We start from the raw sequence: 24,521 nt of genomic DNA, 5'->3' as shown, positions 1-24,521 counted from the left end.
TATGTTAAAAAATTTTTTAGAAACAGAGTCAGGTAAAAAAATAATTATCGGACTTGGATTGTTTGTTGCTGTGGTTGCTGGACTCGTAGGGTATTCATTAATGAATACTGCACAAGAAAATACAGGTAAATCAACAGACTCAACGACAGAAGAACAAGCAACAACAGAGTCAAGAGATCGTTTTAACGCAACGATCTACAGTGGCACCTGGTATTCTAATCTACCAGATGATACAGAAATCGTATTAGCAACTGATGGAACCTATAAAGTCTCCAGTGATTGGTTTGAGTCAGGGACCTATTATTTAAATACAAGTGGTCAGGTAGTTTTAGAAAACGATAAGAAGCAAACCAAAGAATTTGCCTTACAAACTAAGATGGGAAACACGATCTTATATCGAGAAGATGATGGGGAAGATGTGTATCTTTATCCTACAGAAGAAGTAAAAGCCCAGTTAGAAGCAGAAATTTCTGAGCAGGTTGAAGCCGCACAACGAGCGGTTTCACAAATGTGGATGGATATCTTGATGCAAGGAACATGGGAAAATACGAACAATAGTCGTTCCTTTACATTAGAGTTTGGAGAAGACAAATTTACTCAGAAAAAAATTGAAGAAGGAAGATCAGATGAAGAAGTAACATTTGAGTATCGAATTGTTTCATTTGATACCGATCATGAAGGTGCCAACTTTGTCGTCAATCGAACAGACAGTGGGAATCTACAAAAAACAATCACTTTTAGAATCACTGAAGAAGCGAATCAATACAGGCTGCTTGGAAATGAAGGAAGCTTCCAATGGAACACTCTATTTGAAAAGCCGTATGAATCTGTACAAATGACACAAGATGGGACGAGTCGTTCAGACACCTCAAGAACACAAGAAACCACAGATGAAGAGGGCAATACAGTTATTATAACAGAAAGAGATGTGACCTAAATGAATAACGTAGATAAAGATCCAGAAATCGATAAGCTCGAAAATATTTTTAAAAGAATCTTTCAAAGAGGACCAATTTGGCTCTATAGATTCATAAAAAAAGTTGTTCAATTAGGAATGAAAGTATATCGAAAAGTTCAGGTATTTCGACAAAAACGTAAAGAAGCACGAGAAAATCCAAAAAGTAAAGATCTAAAAGAAAAAGGGATTCTAGCCAGAGCTTGGCATTTCTTGAGACAAAAATACAGAACGTATCAGCAAAATCGTGCAGATAGAAGAGAAAAGTTAATAGATAAAGAGTCAAAAGATATGGGAACTTTATCTAAAGCCTGGAACTCTATTAAGCGGAAACTTGTTATCAGTAGAGACCATCTGACCAGAGAACAGGGGACTGCCTCAATGTCCCATGGACGAAGTTCAGCTGAAAAGCCCTTACTATCTAGAAGTAATTCAGCTGAAAAAGGCGGCACTCCAGATGGAAAGCCAAGACTATCCGCAATGACGAATAGAGCGAATAGACAAGCAAAACTACACAATGATGCATTAAGAACTCAGGGATTGACAAGAAATCCACTAGCAAAAGGTACACCATTACCAACGAGATAGTCTGTAGATCTAGAGAAAGAGGTCGGGAAAGAAGTGTTCAGTCTCGAGAAATAAGGCGCCATCCACGAAAATTGTTTTTCAAATTTTTGTGGATGGCGCCTTATTTCCGATGAGGTTACTTCTGTTCTCGCCGTTTATTCGGTTTTAGGTGGTACAAGAGGACTAATGTCCCAGACACTTTTATGTCTATAGTTGATTGAGAAGAATCGTTGCGAATAAACCAAGTGCATAACTACTGTTGAACAAAATCATATTTTTGATTGAATAGCTAAAACTGATAGGCTGCGGCAGACTCTCTTTGAATAGCTGAAGATTAAGATATATTTTTGGTAAAGTCAAGAAAGCCAGAAGGATCGGCCATTGAAAAATACCACTGATCAGACCTATTAAAAGAATCAGATAGCACGCATACATCAAAAGTTGAAAAAGCATGATACCGATGGGACGACCAATGTAGAAAACTAACGTGTACCGATGATTTTCAATATCTCGCTCCAAATCGCGTAAATTATTCGCTAACATAATATTGGCTATCGTAAAAACAAGTGGGAGTGCTGCCAGAAAGATGGCGGCTACAGCCCAGATATTGCCAGATAAATTGAAGGTGCCAGTTGCTAAAGACAGGGTTAAATCAAATAGATCGCTGCGATGAGTGTTGATATAGATGACCATCGTAAAGATCCCTAAACCCATGGTAAAACCGCTGAAAATCTCTCCTAATGGCATACGTGATAAAGGGATAGGACCAAAAGTATAAAAAATCCCAATAAAACAACAAATCATCCCCATCAGCAACAATAACCAACCAGTCCGCAATGTCAGTAATATACCGATGACTAAGACAAAAGCAATCATCCCTAAAATCATGTTTCGTACGAGTTTTGGTGAAATACCAGTCCGTCCAATGACGTTCTCTTCGTATTTATAAATTTCCGAATGTGCTTTTTCATAATCCATATAGTTATTGATTGCGGTAGTTGCTAAGTCAAAGACAAGCATACCAATAAAAAACAGTAAAGTGTTCAGCCACTGTATTTCGTGAAAAAAAGCGATAGAGAATAAAACCCCTATCGCAAAAGGAAATACACTAGCGACCTTCGTACGTAGTTCAACTACTTCTAAAAAGATTTTTAGTGTCATATCAGTTACTCCTTAGTTTAATTCAGAACGATCGCCCATAGTATATTTTGAATCTTCAGCGAGTTTGAAAGTGTCTTTGATTGGATCTGTCACATAGACCTTATCATCTTTTGTCACAAAAATCGCCTCAGTTCCATCATTCAGTTTATCCTCGATGTACGCCAAGCCATCTTTGACACCCATGGCGAAGACCGCAGTAGATAGTCCGTCTCCATCAATGGATTGATCGGTGATGATCGTGACACCAGCGATGTCGTTGTCAAAAGGATAGCCGGTTTTAGGGTCGAACAAGTGATGATATTTCACGCCATCAACTTCCAAGTAGCGCTCATAGATTCCAGATGTGACCAATGTTTTATTTCGTTCTTTGATCGAGCCGAGGATCGTTCCACGGGCAAGATTCGGATCTTGGATACCGACTGTCCAATCTTGATCTTCTCCTCTAGGACTGTGTCCAAGAACATAGACATTCCCACCTAGATCGACGATCGCCGTCGTTACATCATGGTCTTTCAAGACTTTGACGACTTCATCAGTGATGAATCCTTTCGCAATGGCACCTAGGTCAAGGATCATGCCTTTTTCTTGCAAGTAAACAGTCTTTTCTTCATCATTGAATTGGACTTTATGATAATCCACTAACTTCAATGCTTCATCGATTTCTGCTTGTGATGGTTTACGTGCATCGTCAAAGCCGATACGCCATAATTGTGTGATTGGACCGATTGCCATATCAAAGCCTCCATGAGAGTCCTCGCTGTACTCATACGCACGTTTTAATAAACGGTACACATCGTCAGATACTTTGACTGGTTTGATTCCTGCTTGTTGATTGATTTCATCAACTTCGGAGCCGCTTTGATTGATCGTGATTTTATCGCCTAACTCTTTGACTCGGTCAAAAGCAGGTTTTAATACGTCTTCTTTCCCTTCATCGTAGATACGGATACGAACGTAAGTACCAAGCAAAAATTGTTCGTCTGTGTAAGGGTCAGAAAGCAGTGAAGTGTTGTTCTCTTGTTTTCCTTCAGTTGTTTGGTCTGTGCTGCAACCCGCAATGGTCAGTAGGCACAAGAGCAAGACAAAAGGAAGTAATCGTTTCTTCAACATCTATTCCTCATTTCTTTTTATCTATTTCATGTTCCGCATAAAGAGAAATCTCTAAGCGAAATCAAAAGTAAGTTCATGCTTTGTATTCTAATATAATCTGGCAGGAATGAACATCTTTTTTTCGGGGGATATGGCGTTTGCAGGGATAGCACAGAAAAAGAGATGTGACAGTTGCCACATCTCCAAAAGGATTATCGTAAAGGCAGATGAGCCTTCTGTGAGACAAAGTTTATTTTGTCACAATGTTATCGACTTCAATTGTTTGTGTATCGCCTTTTTCAGCAGCATTGACTAATTGTTGTGCATACATGATGAATGAATGTGCACTGTGAGTTGCGCCAGTTACTACTTCTACATCTGCTGGAGAACCATCTTCTTCGCCCATTGCTGAAACAAGTTCATCGTTTAATTCTGGGATGTAAGTTTGAGGGTCAGTACCAGATTTTTCTTTCATCTTTTCGTTGTACTCTGTATCATCTTGTTTTGATTTGCCATCTGCATCGATGTAATCAAAGTTTGATTCAGTGACTTTGCCATCTGCAACTGTCAATTCAAATTGCACACGATAGCCATTTGAATAGTTTTTCTCTTCTAACTTGTATGTGCCGTCTTTAAGTTCTGCACCATTATCGATTTCGATCGTTTCAGTGTTACCCGCTTGAGCCGCTTGGATCAATTGTTGTGCGTAGTTTTGGAAACTTTCTGATGAATGTGTCGCACCAGTCACAACTTCTACACCACTTGCGCTTTGTGCGCTTAGCAACTGTTCATTTAATTCAGGAATGAATGTTTCTGGATTTGTACCAGCTTTTGCTTTCATGTTTTCGTTGTATTCAGCATCATCCATTTTAGATTTGCCATCTTCGTTCACATTGTCATAATTAGACTCAGTGATCTTGCCGTCTTTTACGACCATTTCAAAAACTGAACGGTAACCATTAGAGTAGTTTTTTTCTTCTAACTTGTATGTACCGTCTTGTAATTCTCCACCAGCAACGATTTCTTTAGTTGATTCTGTTGTACTAGTTTCTGTTGTAGAAGATTGTGCAGTAGAAGTAGAAGAAGATGTACTACTTGAACTATCATTGTTATCTGATCCACAAGCTCCTAGCATCAATGTTGAGAATGCTAATACAGCAACCCCCGTAACAAACCGATTTTTCTTCATTTTTTAACCCCGCCATTTCATTTTTTGTCCACAAATTCCTTGTGATTCATTATACATTCTAATGGATATCATCAATAAGTCAACCGTTTTACAAAAATAACGACAGTGATTTAATTGAGCGTTTTCTTTCTGGAAATTTCGTGAAAAACAGGCGTTTTTATTGTAATAAAAAAAACATAAAAAGGTGTTAGACAAATATACAAAACATCTATATAATGTATAAAGATTGTGTAATCATTATCAAATTGAAAAAACGATCAACTATTAATAATTTATATAGATGAAAAATAAGGAGCGGATATTCAATGACAAAGCAAAATATTGTCGTTGTGGGTGCTGGTTATGCGGGTGTTTCAGCTACAAAACACTTAGCGAAGAAACTGAAAAAAGAAGACGTAACAATCACATTGATTGATCGTCATTCGTACCACACGATGATGACAGAACTTCACGAAGTTGCAGGCGGACGTGTGGAACCAGAGGCGATCCAGTACGATTTACAACGATTATTTGCAAGACAAAAAAATGTAGATCTAGTGACTGATACAGTAATTGGTATCGACAAAGAGAAAAAAATCGTCAAAACCAAATTAGGCGCTTATCCATTCGATCAATTGATTTTAGGTATGGGTGGTGAACCAAATGATTTTGGTACACCGGGTGTTAAAGAAAATGGCTTTACTCTTTGGTCATTTGAAGATTCCGTTAAGATCCGTAAGCACATTGAGAAAACAGTCGAAAAAGCAGCATTAGAACCAGACGAAAAATTGCGTAAGGCAATGTTAACGTTTGTTGTATGTGGTTCTGGATTTACGGGAATCGAAATGATCGGTGAGTTAGTGGATTGGAAAGATCGTTTAGCCAAAGACTACAAACTAGATGCAAATGAGATTACACTAATGGTTGTTGAAGCAATGCCAACGATTTTGAATATGTTGGATCGTAATGATGCAGCCAAAGCAGAACGTTATTTAAATAAAAAGAATGTTGAGCTATTGTTGAATGCGCCAATCGTTGAAGTCGCTCCTGACCATATCAAATTAAAAGACGGTCGTGAAGTGCCTACGCATACCTTGATTTGGACAGCAGGTGTTAAAGGAACAACCGATGCGGCTGATTTCGGATTAGAGACTGCACGTGGCCAACGTTTAGTAGCAAACGAATATATGCAAGCAAAAGGCTATGAAGAACAAAATATCTACATCATTGGTGATTTAGTGTATTACGAAGAATTCCCTAATACACCAACACCACAAATCGTTCAAGCCGCAGAACAAACCGGTCATACAGCTGCAGCGAATATCGTGGCTTCGATCAAAGGTGGCGAGAAACATAAATTTAAAGGGAACTACCAAGGATTTATGGTTTCTGTCGGCGCCAAATGGGGTGTAGCGAACTTATTTGACAAGATCCATTTAAGTGGCTTTTTAGCAATTATCATGAAGCATATCGTCAACTTGAAATATTTCTTTGATATCCGTTCAGGTTATTATATGTTCCAATATATGATGCACGAATTCTTCCATATCAAAGATGATCGCAATGTGACTCGTGGACATTCTTCTCGTTACGGCAATGTTTTATGGAGCGTCCCATTACGAATCTTCTACGGTCTTGTTTGGTTAGTTGAAGCTTCTAAGAAAATGATTGGTAACGGTGAAGTATTAAAACCAAGTACTTGGTTTGGTGAAGGTTCATGGTTTACTGGTAACAGTGTGTTCCCTTGGACTTGGGAATACAATGTAGCAGATGTAGCAAGTGGTGCTTCAGCAGCAGGTGATGCAACAACAGCTGCGAGCGGTGCAGGTGTAACAACTGGAGAAGCAGCAACACAAGCGGCACATTTTGGCTTGAGCTACGCATATGGTGAAGAACCAATGGCAGTGATCGATAAATCACCAGACTGGTTCAACAGCATCATGCAAGTCATCATGCCAAATAACGATGTAGCGATGTTCTTCCAAAAATTCATGGTCTTCTTTGAAATCGCGTTAGCGTTAGCATTGATTGCCGGTTTATTCACTTGGTTATGTAGTGCAACAACGATTGTTTTAGTTATCACATTCTGTATTTCTGGTATGTTCTACTGGGTAAACATCTGGTTCATCTTTGTGGCGTTTGCCTTGATGAATGGTTCAGGTCGTGCGATCGGTTTGGATCGTTGGGTGATTCCTTGGTTACAGAAAACACTCGGTAATTGGTGGTACGGGAAACCAAAGGCGCGTTACGGCGAATAGAGAAAGTTAACAATTCAAATAATCCAAATGATTTTAGCAACTAAAATCATGATATGAGAAGAAATAAGGAGGAGCTTGGGGTGTGCAAACATTCCAAGCTCATCTTTTTCTTAAATAGGTTCGTATAAAGATGATGAATCGCTCAAATCCTTGAATTAGCTGTGTTGTGCCTCTCATTCACAACCTTCGTTATTCATGGTAAAATTGGAGCAATCAAACGAGGAGAAAAAGGGAGTGAGTACTTGAAAGAATTTATTCAAAAAAGTTTATTAAAACCTTGGGATATCATCATTATTCTTTTGTTAGTCATGCTCTCATTCTTGCCGGTTGTCATCTTTAGTTATCAACAAGTGGATGCAACACCAAATAAAGAAGCAGTGCTACGAGTCGATGGAACAGAAATCAAAACGTTTCCGTTGGTAACTGAAACCAAAGCTTATACCTATTTATACGAAGATGATCATGGCGAAAAAAACGTGATCGAGATCGATGGGGAACGAATTCGGATCAAAGAAGCAGACTGCGACGACCAGATTTGCGTTCGCCGAGGATGGGCAACGAATAATGGTGAAACAATCGTTTGTTTGCCTCACAAATTAGTGATCGAAGTGCGATCAACAGACGGGAGTGGGGAAGACAGTCTGATTTATTAGACGGTTCACGTCATGAGTAAATTACAAAAAATGATCTATATATCTTTATTAGTTGCCCAAGGTGTGATCATCGGTTTATTGGAAAATATGATTCCTTATCCTTTCGCTTTTGCGCCAGGTGCAAAACTAGGATTGGCTAATTTGATTACGATTGTGGCAATTTTTACAATGAAAAAACGAGATAGCTTCTTATTACTTTGGTTGCGTTTATTTTTGACCACGTTATTAGGCGGCACGATTTCGACGTTTCTTTATAGTATGAGTGGTGCGTTGTTGAGTTATGTAGGGATGTTGATAGTCAAAAAACTGGGTCCTAAAAGGGTTAGCATTATTGGCATCAGCGCGACAGGTGGATTTATGCATAATGTCGGTCAGTTATTGACCGCGTCATTTATCGCTCAATCATGGACAGTCATGCTCTACTTACCGATTTTGTCATTCCTAGGTATTCTATCAGGATTGGCCATAGGGATAGCTGCTAATTATCTGCTGAAACATGTGAGAACACTTCAGCGTTTCCAAGCAGACTATGATCGACAGACCAATAGTCAATGGCAATCGGTATTTCTGAAAAAATAAGCGTTATACAAGGAGTTTTTTTATGAAGTTACATCAAATGTGGGTGGACTATCCAACGATCCAAGTGGAATTGAACCAAACACTAAAAAAAATGGAAAGTGTTGTTCGGCTGAAAAACAAACCAGTAGAAGAAGCGATAAAAGAAACGATTCATGCAGGTGGGAAGTTACTGCGTCCGGCGTATCAACTATTATTTGCTCAATTTGGCCCGGAGCAAGATCGCGATAAAGCCATTTCGTTGGCAGCATCTATTGAGATGCTACACATTGCGACGTTGATCCATGATGATATCGTTGATGAAGCTGACTTACGCAGAGGACAGCCAAACTTACGTAGCCGTTTTGGCAATAGTGTCGCTGTTTATGCCGGAGATTATTTATTTGTTTGTTGTTTTAAACTCTTGTCCGAATATACTTCTTCCTTAAAGAGTATGCAATTAAATGCAAGAAGTATGGAAAAAGTATTGAATGGCGAGCTCGGGCAAATGGATGATAGATACAATACCCAGTTGACGGTTGAAGAATACTTACAGAATATTTCTGGTAAAACCGCTGAACTTTTTCAACTGAGTTGTTTTGTAGGTGCATACGAAAGTGGCACAAGCGAACGTTTTGCAAAAAAAGCTGGGGATATCGGGTTAGCGATCGGTATGGCGTTTCAAATCATTGATGACATTTTAGATTATACAAAACAGAGCGAAGACATCGGCAAGCCTGTATTGGAAGACATTCGTCAAGGGGTGTATTCTTTACCTTTGATCTATGCGTTACAAACAGACAAAAAAGCAGAATTACTTGAATATTTGTCCAAAGAAAAACAAATGACACAAGCAGAAGCTGAGAAGGTTCAACAATTAGTTATTGAGGCACAAGTGGTCGAAAGCGCCCAGAAGTTGGCAGAATCCTATACGAAACAAGCATTAAAAGAAATCAAAAAATTGCCAAATACCTCGGTACAAACAAAAGAAACATTAGAGACTTTGACGTCATTGATCCTAAGACGGGCAGACTAAGTTATATAAAAATGTGGTTGTGACAGAAGTGTTCAGCTCCGAGAAATAAGCGTGAAACCCAGAAAATTGTTCTTCAAATTTTTGGGGTTTCACGCTTATTTCTGAAGGGGTTGCTTCTGGAACACCGTTTATTCGGTTCTAGGAGATGCAAGGTCACTAATGTCCCAGGCTCATTTTTTTCTTTGCACAGAAAAAGTGGTTTTGCACCTTCTGAAAGAAAGAGGTATGCTAAATAATAGGTATCGCATGGTGACTGATTTCCATTTAGTAGTTCCATACGTATCAGTAGTTTGTTGCTCTTAAAAACATGAACCATCAATAGAATGGACATGGGTCGTTTATCGAACAGGGGCTTACATCGTTTTATTTATGGACGTAAGTACATAAAGTGACGGAGGAAGAATAAAGGAGGGAAATCAAAGCACATAAGAAATAATACATAATATTGAGTGAACCATGGACAAAACAAGTAGTTAAAACATTCATTTTTTTGTTTATTCTGACAATCAGTATCGTTAACATTTTGGGGGAAATGTCGCTGAATGACAAGAATAAATGAGTCAATAAAAACCAGTGAAAGCCTTATGCAGTCCTGACTGATAAGGAAATCACTGGTTTTTTTATTTTTTATCTTCCAAGGCTCGGGCTAGTTTGTGGTCGATTGTTTCGCGAGTGGCTATCTTGTTTTAGATGATTGTTTTCTGTTTGGCGATGTGCATGATTGATCCTATCTTTCAATGTAAATTTCTGAGTCTCAGGTGAAATCTTTTTTTGTAATGATTGGGTCTGCACCTTATGATTAGCCTTCCCAACTTCTTTGTCTGTGTGATCGCGTTTTTGGGAAGGCTCCTCTTTATCCATTCCATTTACCAATGTTTTTGCATCAAACTTTATTTTTGGCTGTCGATTTGCATAAGGTTCTTTAGAGATATCTTTATGTGTTTCATTGAACTTACGATTCGCTTCCGTAACAGCATTTACCACTTCTTTTTTTGTTCGGTCACGTATTTCAGGGAGTGGCGCATCTTTTTCATTCCTTTTAGTATCACTAGGAATTGTTTCGTAGATCGGTTCAGCAGAGTCTGTGTATCGTTCGACAAGTTTATCTACTTGTTTTGGCGACAACTTGTCGATTTTATCAAGTAATTCTTGCGCTCTTTTTTCATTATTTTTGATGCCAGCTGTTAGTTCCCTATATTTTTTTGAAGATGTGGAATGATCACTAAGCTGTTCTCTTTTTTCCTTTAGCTCTTGGATTCTAGCTACTGTATTCATCAGGCTTTTTGTCAGTTGTTTGATTTCTGTAGCAGGACTTTTTGGTAGATGCTTACTTAATTTCCTAGAACGCTGTTTCATCTTTTCTACTGACATAATATTTTCTTTACGATTATCCATAATTAGTTCCTCATCTCTCATCTTTGTTACATAAACAAAAATAGCATTTTAATCTTCGTGTTTGATATCGATAATTTCTAAGTAAGGAAAATTAGTGTAAGCATTTGTTGCTCTTGAAATACGAGCGAGAAAGCAACGAGGAGGAAAGCTTGTTTGATAGCAGAAAAAGGATATTGATCATTTTTTGATCAATATCCTAGATTATTTTTTTTAGTGTGAAGTTGTTTTACTTTGAAAGAGCAGGATTAGTTTTTGGTCGATTGTTCAGTGTTGGATTTGCTTTTTCTTGGGCGTTCACTTTGACCTGTTCCTGTGCGTTAGCTAACTTCTCGGTCAATGACGGTTTCAGAATTCCTTTAACAGGCTCTCCGTTTATAATTTTAATTTGATCAATCAATAATTTTTTTTGGTTCATTAATTTTTCGTTATTTTTCCGACCAAATAAATTCATGATTCTGCCAACTAACCTCTTCTTTCTTTTTTGGAAAGTAGCTAGTTTTTTTTCCGTTTGATGCAACTTTTTCTCAGCTTTATCTAGCGTAAGTTTTTGACTCCTAGTATCCTTAATTGGTTTTTTTTTGATTTCGATTGTTTTCTCTCTTTTATCATATGACTTTGAAGATATATTTTTATGAGATTCGTTGAATCTAACATTAGCAGATTTAACAGCCGACTGAATTTCTTCTTTTGATCGAGCCCTTTTTAATGTGATTGGGACATCGATCTCTTCCTTCCTTTTTTTCCTAACTTCAGGAATGGTTTCATAGATTGGTTCATTCATGATTTTTTCATTGCTCTTCGTGACGCTTTTGTCTTGAGTGAAATGGTTATCTATGTATTTTTCCAATCTATCCGCATGTGCGGGTGAAATATTTTCGATTCTTCTATATAAAACATGAATTCTTTTCCTATGATTTTTGATAGCATCTGTCAGTTCCTGATATTTTTTTGAAGATTTTGAAGAATCTCCAAGCTCCTTTCGTTGTGCCTTGAATTTTTCGATCATATTCTCAGAGTCGATAATTTGATTCGAGAGGTGAGTGATCGTTGTTTTCCCCTCATTGTTTAATTTGGGTTTATATTGCTTGTTCTTAGCCATATCTATCTCCTTCTCTTATTGTTATATATAAATAAACATAACATCTTTTTATTGCTAATTAGTGTCAATAATTTCTATTAAGGAAAATTTTTGATATAAATGATGAGATAATAAAACGTTGTAAAATTGAAATTGAAGCAGGTGGACTGATCGAATGGCAGAGCTTTTTCATTATAATTTTATGTCTCTTTTTGTAATGAAATAAAGTATATAAAATAACTAAATATATGGATTTGTTGAACCACTTTAGCTAGAAAATCTTTATCTGTGTGGGCGATGATCATGATCTGCTAAAACTCGGTGATTGTGTTCGATCTCCACGCAGTTTTTGATTTTTCATTTATGGTTCTTTTTTATTATGAGCGTCAGTTACTTGTTCTTTAAATGTTGGTTTTAGGATACCTTTTTGTGGTTTTTTTTTGCGGTTGTTCGAATTTGTTTATCAAATCAGTTTTTTTTCCTTTAAACTTTGGATTTTTTTCTCTGAAAGCATTCGCAATCAGACCGAAAATATTTTTTGCGTTTGTGGTACTTTTGCAATTTGGCCTCAATTTTCTGCACATTTTTTTAGTTTCTTGAATAAACTTCTTATGTTCGGCTGTTCTCTCTTTCTATGAGAGGGTTTTACCTGTGTCTATTCTTAGCTTTTTGTTCATTTTAGGTTCAGGAGATAAGTTGCGGTAAGATTGATTGAACTTTTCATTGGCCTTTGCTACTTTGATTGCAGAGATTTCTTTAGGTGTTAATGGACACGCGACTTTGCCATAAGGGGAATCAGCAAATTTTGTTTCTAACTTCGTTGCAGTCTTTGAATCAATCGTCTCCAGTTGACGGTAAAGATTGTCTGCTTGTTTTCGATGAAGTTGGATGCCTTCAGTATATATAGCGAATTCTTCTTTTACGTTAGGGTTGCTAACGAGACCATCTCTTTCTTTTGCAAGCGCCTGTATTGTTTTCTCTGTATTTATGATCTTTCTGTTAGGTTATCGATTTTTTCTGTTCGTTTTTCCTGTTGCTGTACGAGTGATTGCCGAGGCGTAGAAAGCTTTTGTGCGACAGACTGACGAGGTTCAGATGTTACTTGAGAAACGGATTGTCGTCTCGGCGACTGATCGACAGATTCTCGGCGAACACTTTTCGTTTGCTGGCGTTCTTGTTCTTTTAAAACAAGCTTCATTGCGCGATGACTGTAGATGTTATTTCGATTATTACTTAGTTCTTTATTTGCGTTATTGAGTTTGGTTGTTGCCTTGTTATATTCATCCGGATTGGCTGTTCTGCTAGAAAGTTTTTTTACTTCACTTTTAATTTCCCTGATTTGTTCATTTAACTCTCTGTCTTTTTCGGTTAAACGCTCAATTTTCTGGTCAATTTGTTTAGCAGATAACTGGATATTTTCAGCTGTGATCGATGCTGTTTGTTGTGAGAATTTTTTTACAACATCTAATTGTCTACTGATTCTCTGAAAAACGTTGTCAGAAAGATTCGGTGCTTTTAAATTTATAGTTAACGATTGTTCTTTGATCAATATGTGTAATCTCAAGCGAGATAAGCTTTCTTGACCGATTGCTTGTGGATTTAGAACACCATCTCTGATGGCTGTATTTAAAAATCTTGTCACCTCTATATTTTTTTTAGGTTTCTCCATTGTTTCTCCTTAATTATCTTTATTAATATATAAAAAAAATATCATTTTTCAACTCGTGGTATGTACCGATTATTTCTATAATGTGTAAATTTTTAGTATTGATCTTTTCTAAAAGGTGTTATTTTGGATTGATTTGCAGAGCAGAGGTGACTTTCGTTCATGTTATGGATTAAATCACTCAAATGGATTGTTTTGTTTATTTAAAACAATCTTTTTTTGTTTTTGGAAAAAAATTGTTCCCAGCAAGAAAAATTCCATGCTATATTCTGGATTAAAGAACGCTATGAATAAAGGAGAGCAGCTGTGAGAAAACAATATACATCAGAATTAACGCAATTAACGGTGATTGAGATCGTAACAAAACTAAGTGAGAAGAAAAGAAATTTTTCATTTCGTGATATTGAAGAAGAGTATCAGCAACCTTTGTCTGCGGCAGATAAATTTTTGATCCGCTGTTTGATTGTAAAAAAATTCAACTTGAAGATCGAATATTTTTCTTCTTCTAAAGCGAATCAATTACAATTTTGCAAAATTTGAAAATAGTCCATTGAGGCTGGGATGACCCAGTAAGAGATCGCTGAATCTAATGTGAAAATAAAAAATGTTGTAATTCAATACAAAAGAATTCATTCATTTTTTTATGTGTTATGATACAAACAGAACGACAGCAAAACAAAAAAGGGGGCGTTAAATGGAAGAGGGTTTCGTATAGGAAGAAGTGGAGAAAGCGATCGTTGGTCTTCAATAGATAAGCTTATGAATGACTTAGAAGTAGTAAATAGAGGAAACAACACACATAGAACATCACTTGATTGCCGAAAACTATTTCGGGGAAAAATAGTTGCTCGGTCTCACTTGCTTGACGACGTGCATCACAGATTGCGACAGCGCATCTAGATAAAAGCGTAGGCAAATGTTATCAGGTGTCCATTAGTATTGACAGGCAGTAGTTTGATTGTTCTACTGCTACTGACAATAGCACATAGTACTATCCTATTTAAAAAGGATATTGAACATAGAGTTAAAACATAGAACAAACATAGAAATTAGATGTAGACACAAAAGTAAAATAAAACACATAATGTAGTACCTCAAACATAGAATCAAGCACATAGTAGAAAAATATAGTACATCGTAAAGAAGCTTGCATGTTTTCTCGTGACATCAAGCTTATGAAAAATAAAGCGAGCATGACAAACCCACCATTGATAAAAAAGAGGCTAGGAAACGAACTAGCCTCTTTTTGCTGATGGTAGCCCATCGATTTCTGTTAAGCTGACTTCACCAGAGAGTAGTTGGAAGCGCTGGTTTGGCGTATCTACGATCAGTTCTCCTTTTGGACCGATTGCCTGGGCAATTCCTTGATAAGATTTTCCTTGTCGGGTAAAGCTGACAGACTTACCTAGGACAAATGACCGTTCTGTGTAAAGATCAAAATAGGTGTGCGAATGGTCGGCTAAATACCTAAAGAAATGTTTCCAAATCGCGCAGATCAATTGATTTCTAGTCATCGATGCTTCACCATCAGGAAACAAGGAGGTCGCTTTTTGCTGGATCTCATCAGGAAATTGCGTGTGAGGGATCGAAAAATTCAAGCCCACACCAATAATCACCGAACGAATTTCACCACTTTCCATATCGCTTACCGCTTCAGATAAAATTCCACATACCTTTTTCCCTTCAAGGTAGATATCGTTGACCCATTTGATCATGGCATGTTTTCCTGTCGTTTCTTGAATCGCTTTGACACATGCACTGGCAGCAATCAACGTATATTGTGGCAATTCCTCAAAATGCTTTTGTGGATGCAATAATAAGCTCATGTAGATTCCTTGACTTGGTTGAGCGAAAAAGGAACGTCCAAAACGTCCATGGGCTTGTTCTTGTGTATCCGCGATAAATAAACTAGGTTTCGTAGTATCCATATTAGATGCCGATTTAGCATCTTTCATCGTCGATTCCGATTGTGATAAAACGTTCACTTGAACGTCAAAAGAAGATAATGCTTGGGAAATCTCTACAGGATCCAATACATCGGAGGGGAGATAACGATACCCTTTCGCTTGATGTTCAAAGCGAAAACCTTCTTTTTCTAATTCTTTGATGGCTTTCCAAATACTCGTTCGGGAGACATTCAGTTGTTGGGCGATTTTTTCACCGGATAGAAATGTCGGAGTATTTTTTAAAAGGTGTAGTACCTTGGCTTTTGTCGTCATCGATCAAGCTCCTTTCTACTATTTATATATTAGCAGATTTACGATCGAATGAGGACAGCGCGTCATACTTTTTGTTTGAGTCGCTATAAAGACGAAAAGATTTTGTGAGGAAGAGTCACTCAATTAGGAATGGACGAAATTGGAACAAAAAAGAAAGATTAAGAAACAATTACGAAAATTTACAGGAAACGCCAGGAAGTGTTGACTTTTACGTTTAAACAGTGTATTATATGAAGTTGCAAAAACTATCTGATGAAGCGAAGGCAGAAACGAAATATTGTCCGTTTCGGCTTTAATATAAGGAAACAAAAGTAGAAGCTCACGTAGGCAAGTACTCAAGAGAACGTTCTATTTTTGGTTTTTTTTTGCCTAAAAGCCGCAAAAAATGTCTGTTGTTACCTAAATATAATATTTTTAATATTATTGTAACAATTGATCGGGTAGTCTTTTTGAATGACATTTTAGAGGGGTGAAGAGCTTGGCTGGACACGTAGTAAAATACGGAAAACATCGCGAACGTAGAAGTTTCGCACGAATCAGTGAAGTGTTGGAATTACCAAATTTGATCGAAATTCAAACAGACTCGTACCAATGGTTCTTGGATGAAGGACTAAGAGAAATGTTTGAAGATATTTTGCCAATCGATGACTTCAATGGCAATCTTTCTTTGGAATTTGTAGATTATGAATTGAAAGAACCAAAGTACACAGTAGCAGAAGCACGCGCACATGACGCAAATTACTCTGCACCATTACATGTGACTTTACGTTTAACAAACCGTGAAACAGGCGAAATCAAAGCTCAAGAAGTATTCTTCGGTGATTTCCCATTGATGACAGAGCAAGGTACATTCATCATCAACGGTGCGGAACGTGTTATCGTTTCCCAATTAGTCCGTTCACCAGGTGTTTACTTCCATGGGAAAGTAGACAAAAACGGTAAAGAAGGATTCGGTTCCACTGTAATCCCTAACCGTGGTGCATGGTTAGAAATGGAAACTGATGCAAAAGACATCTCTTATGTACGTATCGACCGCACACGTAAGATTCCATTGACTGTGTTAGTTCGTGCATTAGGTTTCGGTTCAGATGACACGATTTTTGAAATCTTTGGGGATAGTGAAACATTACGTAACACGATTGAAAAAGATTTACACAAAAATGCAAGTGATTCTAGAACAGAAGAAGGATTAAAAGATATCTACGAGCGTCTTCGCCCAGGCGAACCAAAAACAGCAGATAGTTCACGTAACTTGCTGAATGCCCGCTTCTTTGATCCAAAACGTTACGACTTAGCAAATGTTGGTCGTTACAAAGTAAACAAAAAATTAGACTTGAAAACACGTCTATTGAACTTAACGTTAGCTGAAACGTTGATTGATCCTGAAACAGGCGAGATCATTGTTGAAAAAGGAACAGCTTTGACCCATCAAGTGATGGAAACATTAGCACCGTTCATCGACAATGGTTTGAACTCAGTGACTTACTACCCAACAGAAGATGGCGTAGTCACTGATCCAATGACTGTCCAAGTTATCAAAGTCTTTTCACCAAAAGACCCAGAACGTGAAGTCAACGTGATCGGTAACGGCTACCCAGACACAACAGTGAAAACTGTTCGTCCAGCGGATATCGTTGCTTCAATGAGCTACTTCTTGAACTTGATGGAAGGCATCGGCAACGTGGACGATATCGACCACTTAGGAAATCGTCGTATCCGTTCTGTCGGAGAACTTTTACAAAATCAATTCCGTATCGGATTAGCACGTATGGAACGTGTTGTACGTGAAAGAATGTCGATCCAAGATACAGAAACATTGACACCACAACAATTGATCAACATCCGTCCAGTTGTCGCAAGTATCAAAGAATTCTTTGGTTCTTCACAATTGTCTCAGTTCATGGACCAAACAAATCCATTGGGCGAATTGACACACAAACGTCGTCTTTCTGCCTTAGGACCTGGTGGTTTGACTCGTGACCGTGCCGGCTATGAAGTACGTGACGTTCACTACTCCCACTATGGCCGTATGTGTCCGATCGAAACGCCTGAGGGACCAAATATCGGGTTGATCAATAGTTTATCTAGTTACGCGAAAGTAAACAAATTTGGTTTTATCGAAACGCCGTATCGTCGTGTTGATCGTGAAACTGGCCGTGTGACAGAACAAATCGATTACTTGACAGCAGACATCGAGGACCATTATATCGTTGCCCAAGCAAACAGTAAGTTGAATGATGACGGTACATTTGCTGAAGAAATCGTCATGGCTCGTGCCCAAAGTGAAAACTTAGAAGTATCGATCGATAAAGTCGATTATATGGACGTTTCACCGAAACAAGTAGTTGCGGTAGCGACAGCATGTATTCCTTTCTTGGAAAACGATGACTCCAACCGTGCCTTGATGGGTGCCAACATGCAGCGTCAAGCAGTGCCATTGATCAATCCACAAGCACCTTGGGTTGGTACTGGTATGGAATATAAATCAGCTCATGACTCAGGAGCTGCGTTACTATGTAAACACGATGGTGTAGTTGAATTTGTTGATGCTTCTGAGATCCGCGTACGTCGTGACAATGGCGCATTAGACAAATATTCAGTAACAAAATTCCGTCGTTCAAACTCTGGAACAAGTTACAACCAACGCCCAATCGTTCATTTAGGTGAGAAAGTCGAAAAAGGGGATACCTTGGCAGACGGCCCATCAATGGAACAAGGTGAAATGGCTCTAGGACAAAACGTCTTAGTCGGTTTCATGACTTGGGAAGGATACAACTACGAAGATGCGATCATCATGAGTCGTCGTCTTGTCAAAGACGATGTGTACACATCGATCCATATTGAAGAATATGAATCAGAAGCTCGTGATACAAAATTAGGACCTGAAGAAATCACTCGCGAAATCCCGAACGTCGGTGAAGACGCATTGAAAGACTTAGACGAAATGGGGATCATTCGTATTGGGGCGGAAGTCCAAGACGGTGACCTATTAGTCGGTAAAGTAACACCAAAAGGGGTAACTGAACTTTCAGCAGAAGAACGTTTATTGCATGCGATCTTCGGTGAAAAAGCACGTGAAGTACGTGATACTTCTCTACGTGTACCGCATGGTGGAGGCGGGATCGTTCACGATGTGAAGATCTTTACTCGTGAAGCTGGCGATGAATTATCACCAGGTGTCAACATGTTAGTTCGTGTGTATATCGTTCAAAAACGTAAAATTCATGAAGGGGATAAAATGGCCGGACGTCACGGTAATAAAGGGGTTGTTTCCCGTATTATGCCGGAAGAAGATATGCCATTCTTACCTGATGGAACACCGATCGACATCATGTTGAACCCACTAGGGGTACCATCACGTATGAACATCGGACAAGTATTGGAATTGCATTTAGGGATGGCTGCGCGTCAATTAGGCATCCACGTAGCAACACCAGTATTTGATGGTGCAAGTGATGAAGACGTATGGGAAACAGTTCGTGAAGCTGGTATGGCTAGCGATGCGAAAACTGTTCTTTATGACGGACGTACAGGTGAACCATTTGACGGACGTGTGTCTGTCGGTGTGATGTACATGATCAAACTTGCTCACATGGTTGACGATAAGTTACATGCACGTTCAATTGGACCTTACTCACTAGTTACGCAACAACCATTAGGTGGTAAAGCGCAATTTGGTGGACAACGTTTTGGGGAAATGGAAGTTTGGGCACTGGAAGCATACGGTGCGGCTTATACCTTACAAGAAATCTTGACATACAAATCAGATGACGTAGTCGGACGTGTGAAAACATACGAAGCAATCGTCAAAGGTGAACCAATTCCAAAACCAGGTGTACCTGAATCCTTCCGCGTATTAGTCAAAGAATTACAATCACTAGGATTAGACATGCGTGTCCTAGATATCCAAGACAGCGAGATCGAACTTCGCGACATGGATGACGAAGACGATGATTTGATCACAGTGGATGCTTTGACAAAATTCGCTGAACAACAAACAGCAAAAGAACTAGAAAAACAAGCTGCTGAACAAGTCGAAGATGAAAGACAAGATATCATCCAAAACTTTGAAACCGCAGAAGATAATTTAGACTAATCCGGTCTGAGATACTGTGAGGCGGTCGAAGATCAGCCGCCTTACGGTTTTGCCATTAAACGAAATGGAGGGAACCCCTTTTGATCGATGTAAATAAATTCGAAAGTATGCAAATAGGTTTGGCTTCTCCCGAAAAAATCAGAAGCTGGTCTTACGGTGAAGTAAAAAAACCTGAGACGATTAACTATCGTACCTTAAAACCTGAGCGCGAAGGGTTGTTCTGTGAGCGGATTTTTGGTCCTACAAAAGACTGGGAATGTGCCTGCGGAAAATACAAACGTATCCGTTATAAAGGAATCGTTTGTGATCGCTGTGGTGTGGAAGTGACTCGTTCAAAAGTTCGTCGTGAACGTATGGGTCATATCGAATTAGCAGCACCTGTTTCACATATCTGGTATTTCAAAGGTATTCCTTCTCGTATGGGTCTTGTATTAGACATGAGCCCACGCGCATTAGAAGAAATCATTTACTTTGCCTCATATGTTGTTATTGAACCAGGAAACACAAGCTTAGAGAAAAAACAATTGTTGACTGAACGCGAATACCGCGAAAAACGTGAACAATATGGCCAAGAATTCCAAGCAGCAATGGGCGCGGAAGCAATCAAACAATTACTTGATAACGTTGATTTGGATGGCGAAGCGGCTGAATTGAAAGAAGAGTTGAAATCTGCACAAGGACAAAAACGTACACGCGCGATCCGTCGTTTGGACATTTTAGAAGCATTCCGTGCTTCTGGCAATGAACCAAGCTGGATGGTCATGGACGTTATCCCTGTCATCCCACCAGATCTACGACCAATGGTCCAATTAGAAGGTGGACGTTTTGCAACAAGTGACTTGAACGATCTATATCGTCGTGTGATCAACCGTAACAATCGTTTGAAACGTTTGTTAGACTTGAATGCACCAGGAATCATCGTTCAAAATGAAAAACGGATGTTACAAGAAGCGGTAGATGCGTTGATCGATAACGGTCGTCGTGGCCGTCCTGTCACAGGACCAGGTAACCGCCCATTGAAATCTCTTTCTCATATGTTGAAAGGGAAACAAGGTCGTTTCCGTCAAAACTTACTTGGTAAACGTGTCGACTACTCTGGTCGTTCAGTTATCGTCGTAGGTCCTTTCTTGAAAATGTACCAATGTGGATTACCAAAAGAAATGGCGATCGAATTGTTCAAACCATTCGTGATGCGCGAATTAGTTCAACGTGAACTTGCTTCAAACATCAAAAATGCGAAACGCAAAATCGAACGTCAAGAAGATGAAGTTTGGGATGTCTTAGAAGACGTCATCAAAGAACATCCAGTTCTATTGAACCGGGCACCTACGCTTCACAGATTAGGTATCCAAGCATTTGAACCAGTTCTTGTCCAAGGTCGTGCGATCCGTTTGCATCCATTGGTATGTGAAGCTTATAATGCCGATTTCGATGGAGACCAAATGGCCGTTCACGTACCGTTGAACGAAGAAGCACAAGCAGAAGCACGTATGCTGATGTTAGCTGCTCAAAACATCTTGAATCCAAAAGATGGTAAACCAGTTGTTACACCTTCTCAGGATATGGTTTTAGGAAACTACTACCTAACAATGGAAGAAGAAGGTCGTGAAGGCGAAGGAATGGTCTTTAGAGACCAAAACGAAGCAGTCATCGCATGGCGTAATGGCTACGTTCATTTACATTCACGTATTGGTGTGAACCCAACGACATTAGGGGACAAACCATTTACAGAATGGCAAAAAGAACGCACGATGATCACGACTGTCGGTAAGATCATCTTTAACGAGATCATGCCACCAGAATTCCCTTACTTGAATGAGCCAACTGACTTCAACTTGACTGTCCAAACACCGGACAAATACTTTGTTGAAGCTGGAACAGATATTCCTGCTCACATCAAAGAACAAGAACTAGTTTTACCATTCAAGAAGAAAAACTTAGGAAACATCATCGCCGAAGTCTTTAAACGTTTCAAAGTAACTGAAACATCTAAGATGCTTGACCGTATGAAAGACTTAGGATACAAACATTCAACACATGCAGGTATCACTGTAGGGATCGCCGACATCAGTGTCTTGAATGAAAAACAAGTGATCATTGACGAAGCACATAAACAAGTAGAGTCGATCACGAAGCAATTCCGTCGTGGATTGATCACTGATGACGAGCGTTATGAACGAGTAATCGCTGTTTGGAACGCTGCGAAAGACAGCATCCAACAAAAACTGATGGAAGGTTTGGAAGCGAAAAACCCAATCTTCATGATGTCAGATTCTGGTGCCCGTGGTAACATCTCCAACTTTACTCAGCTTGCTGGTATGCGTGGATTGATGGCCGCACCGAATGGACGTATCATGGAATTGCCGATCATTTCGAACTTCCGCGAAGGACTTTCTGTCTTGGAAATGTTTATCTCAACTCACGGGGCTCGTAAAGGAATGACCGATACAGCCTTGAAGACAGCCGATTCTGGTTACTTGACACGTCGTTTAGTTGACGTTGCCCAAGATGTCATCATTCGTGAAGAAGATTGTGGCACTGACCGCGGTCTTGAGATCCAAGCAATCCGTGAAGGAAATGAAATCATCGAATCTCTTGAAGATCGTTTGATTGGACGTTACACACGTAAAGAAGTTCGTCATCCTGAAACCAACGAAATGATCATTGCCGGAAATCAATTGATCTCTGAAGATGTCGCAAAACAAATCGTTGATGCAGGTGTTGAAACTGTAACGATCCGTTCTGTCTTCACATGTAACACAAAACATGGTGTCTGCAAACATTGTTACGGACGTAACTTGGCAACTGGTTCTGACGTTGAAGTCGGAGAAGCAGTTGGTACGATCGCCGCTCAATCAATCGGTGAACCAGGTACTCAGTTAACAATGCGTACGTTCCATACGGGTGGGGTTGCCGGAGATGATATCACTCAAGGTCTTCCTCGTGTCCAAGAAATCTTTGAAGCACGTAATCCGAAAGGGCAAGCAGTGATTACTGAAGTAACAGGGGATGTCATCGATATCTCTGAAGATCCTGCTACACGTACCAAAGAAGTAACAATCAAAGGGAAAACAGATACACGTACGTATACAGTGCCTTATACTGCACGTATGAAAGTCGCTGAAGGCGATATGATCCATCGTGGTGCACCATTGACAGAAGGATCAATCGATCCGAAACAATTGTTGCAAGTACGTGACGTTCTATCTGTTGAAAACTATCTATTACGTGAAGTACAACGCGTTTACCGTATGCAAGGGGTAGAAATCGGCGACAAACATATCGAAGTAATGGTTCGCCAAATGCTTCGTAAAGTGCGCGTCATGGACCCAGGCGATACAGAAATCTTGCCAGGTACACTGTTAGATATCGCAGACTTCAAAGACCAAAACTACAATACGTTAGTTGCTGGTGGCGTTCCTGCGACATCTCGTCCAGTCTTGCTAGGTATCACAAAAGCATCATTAGAAACAAACAGCTTCTTATCAGCTGCATCCTTCCAAGAAACAACTCGTGTCTTGACTGATGCTGCGATCCGAGGCAAAAAAGATCCACTTCTTGGTTTGAAAGAAAATGTTATCATCGGTAAGATCATTCCAGCTGGTACTGGTATGCCACGTTACCGCAACATGGAACCAAAAGAAGTTGGCGTTGCAAGTGAAAACGTGTATAGTATTTCTGACATCGAAGCACAAATGGCTGCCGAAGATGCAATGAATGAACAAACACGATAAACCATGAGTTCACATAAAGAAGGTCAAGTTCCTGTTTGAGGGACTTGACCTTTTTTTTGTGGATAAACTAGAATCAAGGAAGTAAAAGGTAACTGTGGATAAAAGAAATGGTAATAGATATCCACAGGGGATAATTATTATGTGTACCAAAATTTATCCACAAGTTTTCAAATATTAAAAGAAAAACAATAAAAATAGGCTAAAAATACCGGTAGGGGGTAAAATAAGCATATTACTATTTATTTCAATGAAAACGAGTATGATAAAACCAAAGGAGCTGATAAGAAATGGCAGTGAAAAAAGCTGTATTTGCAGGTGGCTGTTTTTGGTGTATGGTCAAACCGTTTGAAACACAACCAGGTATCCTCTCCGTTACTTCCGGTTATACTGGAGGACATGTACCAAATCCAACCTACGAACAAGTGACGACTGGAACAACAGGTCATACGGAAGCGGTAGAAATCGAATATGATCCTGAAATCATCACCTATGCACAATTGGTCGAGATTTATTGGCAACAGACCGATCCGACAGATGCTTTAGGGCAGTTTGCTGATCGTGGGGACTCTTATCGTCCGGTCATTTATTATAGTGATGAAGCAGAACGTGAAGCCGCAGAAAACTCAAAACAACAGTTACAAGCAAGTGGCCGTTTCGATCAACCGATCGTCACAAAGATCGAACCTCGTACGACCTTTTATCCCGCAGAGGAGTATCATCAAGATTACTACAAGAAAAACAAGATCCATTATCAGTTGTATCGTGAAGGCTCTGGTCGGGCGGGATTCCTTAGAAAAAACTGGAAAGACTAGCAGTATAAGTTACTAGAAAATATGAATTTTAAGTAATAAGAAAAGAGGAAGGTCGGACATTTTGTTCTAGATGCTTCTT

17 protein-coding genes are annotated in these 24,521 nt (G+C 39.1%); 10 read left to right on the top strand and 7 right to left on the bottom strand.

The window, feature by feature from the left end; genetic code table 11:
* The first annotated feature begins 1 nt into the window (after window position 1).
* Together IGJ99_RS13970 and IGJ99_RS13965 are read left to right on the top strand one after the other, a co-directional pair.
* Entirely contained in the window at window positions 2–937 is a 936-nt protein-coding gene (locus IGJ99_RS13970) for a hypothetical protein (protein ID WP_010733911.1), read from the top strand.
* The gene (locus IGJ99_RS13965) at window positions 938–1,543 is read left to right on the top strand and encodes a hypothetical protein (protein ID WP_023520571.1); all 606 of its coding nucleotides are present in this window, start codon (window positions 938–940) and stop codon (window positions 1,541–1,543) included.
* 186 nt (window positions 1,544–1,729) lie between these two features.
* Here IGJ99_RS13965 and menA read toward each other — a convergent pair whose 3' ends face one another.
* The 3 genes from menA to pplA all read right to left on the bottom strand — a co-directional run bounded on the left by menA (window position 1,730) and on the right by pplA (window position 4,961).
* The gene (gene menA / locus IGJ99_RS13960) at window positions 1,730–2,683 is read right to left on the bottom strand and encodes a 1,4-dihydroxy-2-naphthoate polyprenyltransferase (RefSeq protein ID WP_010733913.1); all 954 of its coding nucleotides are present in this window, start codon (window positions 2,681–2,683) and stop codon (window positions 1,730–1,732) included.
* Window positions 2,684–2,695: 12 nt separating this feature from the next.
* Window positions 2,696–3,793 carry an FAD:protein FMN transferase gene (locus IGJ99_RS13955; RefSeq protein WP_010733914.1) on the bottom strand — a complete coding sequence of 366 codons (1,098 nt, stop codon included), beginning with the start codon at window positions 3,791–3,793 and terminating at the stop codon, window positions 2,696–2,698.
* Window positions 3,794–4,022: 229 nt separating this feature from the next.
* Window positions 4,023–4,961, bottom strand: a complete 939-nt coding sequence (gene pplA, locus IGJ99_RS13950; RefSeq protein WP_224434376.1) for an extracellular electron transfer flavoprotein PplA — start codon at window positions 4,959–4,961, stop codon at window positions 4,023–4,025.
* Window positions 4,962–5,266: 305 nt separating this feature from the next.
* Between pplA and IGJ99_RS13945 the strand changes: the two genes are divergently transcribed.
* The 4 genes from IGJ99_RS13945 (at window position 5,267) to IGJ99_RS13930 (ending at window position 9,442) form a co-directional block, all read left to right on the top strand.
* Window positions 5,267–7,198: an NAD(P)/FAD-dependent oxidoreductase gene (locus IGJ99_RS13945; RefSeq protein ID WP_409173671.1), complete on the top strand. Its 1,932-nt coding sequence runs from the start codon at window positions 5,267–5,269 to the stop codon at window positions 7,196–7,198.
* 242 nt (window positions 7,199–7,440) lie between these two features.
* Window positions 7,441–7,851: a NusG domain II-containing protein gene (locus IGJ99_RS13940; RefSeq protein ID WP_409173670.1), complete on the top strand. Its 411-nt coding sequence runs from the start codon at window positions 7,441–7,443 to the stop codon at window positions 7,849–7,851.
* Between the two features lie 12 nt (window positions 7,852–7,863).
* Entirely contained in the window at window positions 7,864–8,430 is a 567-nt protein-coding gene (locus IGJ99_RS13935) for a Gx transporter family protein (RefSeq protein WP_438748900.1), read from the top strand.
* A 22-nt stretch (window positions 8,431–8,452) separates the two neighbouring features.
* Complete coding sequence (locus tag IGJ99_RS13930) at window positions 8,453–9,442, top strand: polyprenyl synthetase family protein (protein ID WP_438770904.1); 990 nt, start codon at window positions 8,453–8,455, stop codon at window positions 9,440–9,442.
* A 627-nt stretch (window positions 9,443–10,069) separates the two neighbouring features.
* On the opposite strand, the gene IGJ99_RS13925 is transcribed toward IGJ99_RS13930, so the two are convergent.
* The 3 genes from IGJ99_RS13925 to IGJ99_RS13915 all read right to left on the bottom strand — a co-directional run bounded on the left by IGJ99_RS13925 (window position 10,070) and on the right by IGJ99_RS13915 (window position 13,584).
* Window positions 10,070–10,837, bottom strand: coding sequence for a hypothetical protein (locus tag IGJ99_RS13925; RefSeq protein WP_438748898.1), 768 nt, complete (start codon window positions 10,835–10,837; stop codon window positions 10,070–10,072).
* A 226-nt stretch (window positions 10,838–11,063) separates the two neighbouring features.
* The gene (locus tag IGJ99_RS13920) at window positions 11,064–11,936 is read right to left on the bottom strand and encodes a hypothetical protein (protein ID WP_349521382.1); all 873 of its coding nucleotides are present in this window, start codon (window positions 11,934–11,936) and stop codon (window positions 11,064–11,066) included.
* 964 nt (window positions 11,937–12,900) lie between these two features.
* Window positions 12,901–13,584, bottom strand: coding sequence for a hypothetical protein (locus tag IGJ99_RS13915; protein WP_409173668.1), 684 nt, complete (start codon window positions 13,582–13,584; stop codon window positions 12,901–12,903).
* A 303-nt stretch (window positions 13,585–13,887) separates the two neighbouring features.
* On the opposite strand from IGJ99_RS13915, the gene IGJ99_RS13910 reads away from it, so the two are divergent.
* Entirely contained in the window at window positions 13,888–14,121 is a 234-nt protein-coding gene (locus tag IGJ99_RS13910; protein ID WP_019722524.1) for a hypothetical protein, read from the top strand.
* A 695-nt stretch (window positions 14,122–14,816) separates the two neighbouring features.
* Here the strand turns inward: IGJ99_RS13910 and IGJ99_RS13905 are convergent.
* Window positions 14,817–15,800, bottom strand: a complete 984-nt coding sequence (locus IGJ99_RS13905) for a biotin--[acetyl-CoA-carboxylase] ligase (RefSeq protein WP_062805956.1) — start codon at window positions 15,798–15,800, stop codon at window positions 14,817–14,819.
* Between the two features lie 478 nt (window positions 15,801–16,278).
* Between IGJ99_RS13905 and rpoB the strand changes: the two genes are divergently transcribed.
* The 3 genes from rpoB to msrA all read left to right on the top strand — a co-directional run bounded on the left by rpoB (window position 16,279) and on the right by msrA (window position 24,442).
* Complete coding sequence (rpoB, locus tag IGJ99_RS13900; protein ID WP_438770903.1) at window positions 16,279–19,896, top strand: DNA-directed RNA polymerase subunit beta; 3,618 nt, start codon at window positions 16,279–16,281, stop codon at window positions 19,894–19,896.
* Between the two features lie 80 nt (window positions 19,897–19,976).
* Entirely contained in the window at window positions 19,977–23,630 is a 3,654-nt protein-coding gene (gene rpoC, locus IGJ99_RS13895; protein WP_023520562.1) for a DNA-directed RNA polymerase subunit beta', read from the top strand.
* A gap of 287 nt (window positions 23,631–23,917) precedes the next feature.
* A complete protein-coding gene (gene msrA, locus IGJ99_RS13890; RefSeq protein WP_010733927.1) occupies window positions 23,918–24,442 on the top strand; it encodes a peptide-methionine (S)-S-oxide reductase MsrA in 525 nt (174 codons plus the stop codon).
* The last annotated feature ends 79 nt before the right edge of the window (window positions 24,443–24,521 follow it).

It is taken from the genome of Enterococcus sp. AZ095b (assembly GCF_051714725.1).
Classification (GTDB): domain Bacteria; phylum Bacillota; class Bacilli; order Lactobacillales; family Enterococcaceae; genus Enterococcus_B; species Enterococcus_B pernyi.
This window is presented reverse-complemented; position numbering and strand designations above follow the sequence as displayed.

Coding starts and splice junctions, on each gene's coding strand:
- pplA (WP_224434376.1), bottom strand. CDS start 4,961: ATGAAGAAAAATCGGTTTGTTACGGGGGTTGCTGTATTAGCATTCTCA.
- IGJ99_RS13905 (WP_062805956.1), bottom strand. CDS start 15,800: ATGACGACAAAAGCCAAGGTACTACACCTTTTAAAAAATACTCCGACA.
- IGJ99_RS13955 (WP_010733914.1), bottom strand. CDS start 3,793: ATGTTGAAGAAACGATTACTTCCTTTTGTCTTGCTCTTGTGCCTACTG.
- IGJ99_RS13965 (WP_023520571.1), top strand. CDS start 938: ATGAATAACGTAGATAAAGATCCAGAAATCGATAAGCTCGAAAATATT.
- IGJ99_RS13925 (WP_438748898.1), bottom strand. CDS start 10,837: ATGGATAATCGTAAAGAAAATATTATGTCAGTAGAAAAGATGAAACAG.
- IGJ99_RS13945 (WP_409173671.1), top strand. CDS start 5,267: ATGACAAAGCAAAATATTGTCGTTGTGGGTGCTGGTTATGCGGGTGTT.
- IGJ99_RS13920 (WP_349521382.1), bottom strand. CDS start 11,936: ATGGCTAAGAACAAGCAATATAAACCCAAATTAAACAATGAGGGGAAA.
- IGJ99_RS13930 (WP_438770904.1), top strand. CDS start 8,453: ATGAAGTTACATCAAATGTGGGTGGACTATCCAACGATCCAAGTGGAA.
- menA (WP_010733913.1), bottom strand. CDS start 2,683: ATGACACTAAAAATCTTTTTAGAAGTAGTTGAACTACGTACGAAGGTC.
- msrA (WP_010733927.1), top strand. CDS start 23,918: ATGGCAGTGAAAAAAGCTGTATTTGCAGGTGGCTGTTTTTGGTGTATG.
- IGJ99_RS13970 (WP_010733911.1), top strand. CDS start 2: ATGTTAAAAAATTTTTTAGAAACAGAGTCAGGTAAAAAAATAATTATC.
- IGJ99_RS13915 (WP_409173668.1), bottom strand. CDS start 13,584: ATGGAGAAACCTAAAAAAAATATAGAGGTGACAAGATTTTTAAATACA.
- IGJ99_RS13935 (WP_438748900.1), top strand. CDS start 7,864: ATGAGTAAATTACAAAAAATGATCTATATATCTTTATTAGTTGCCCAA.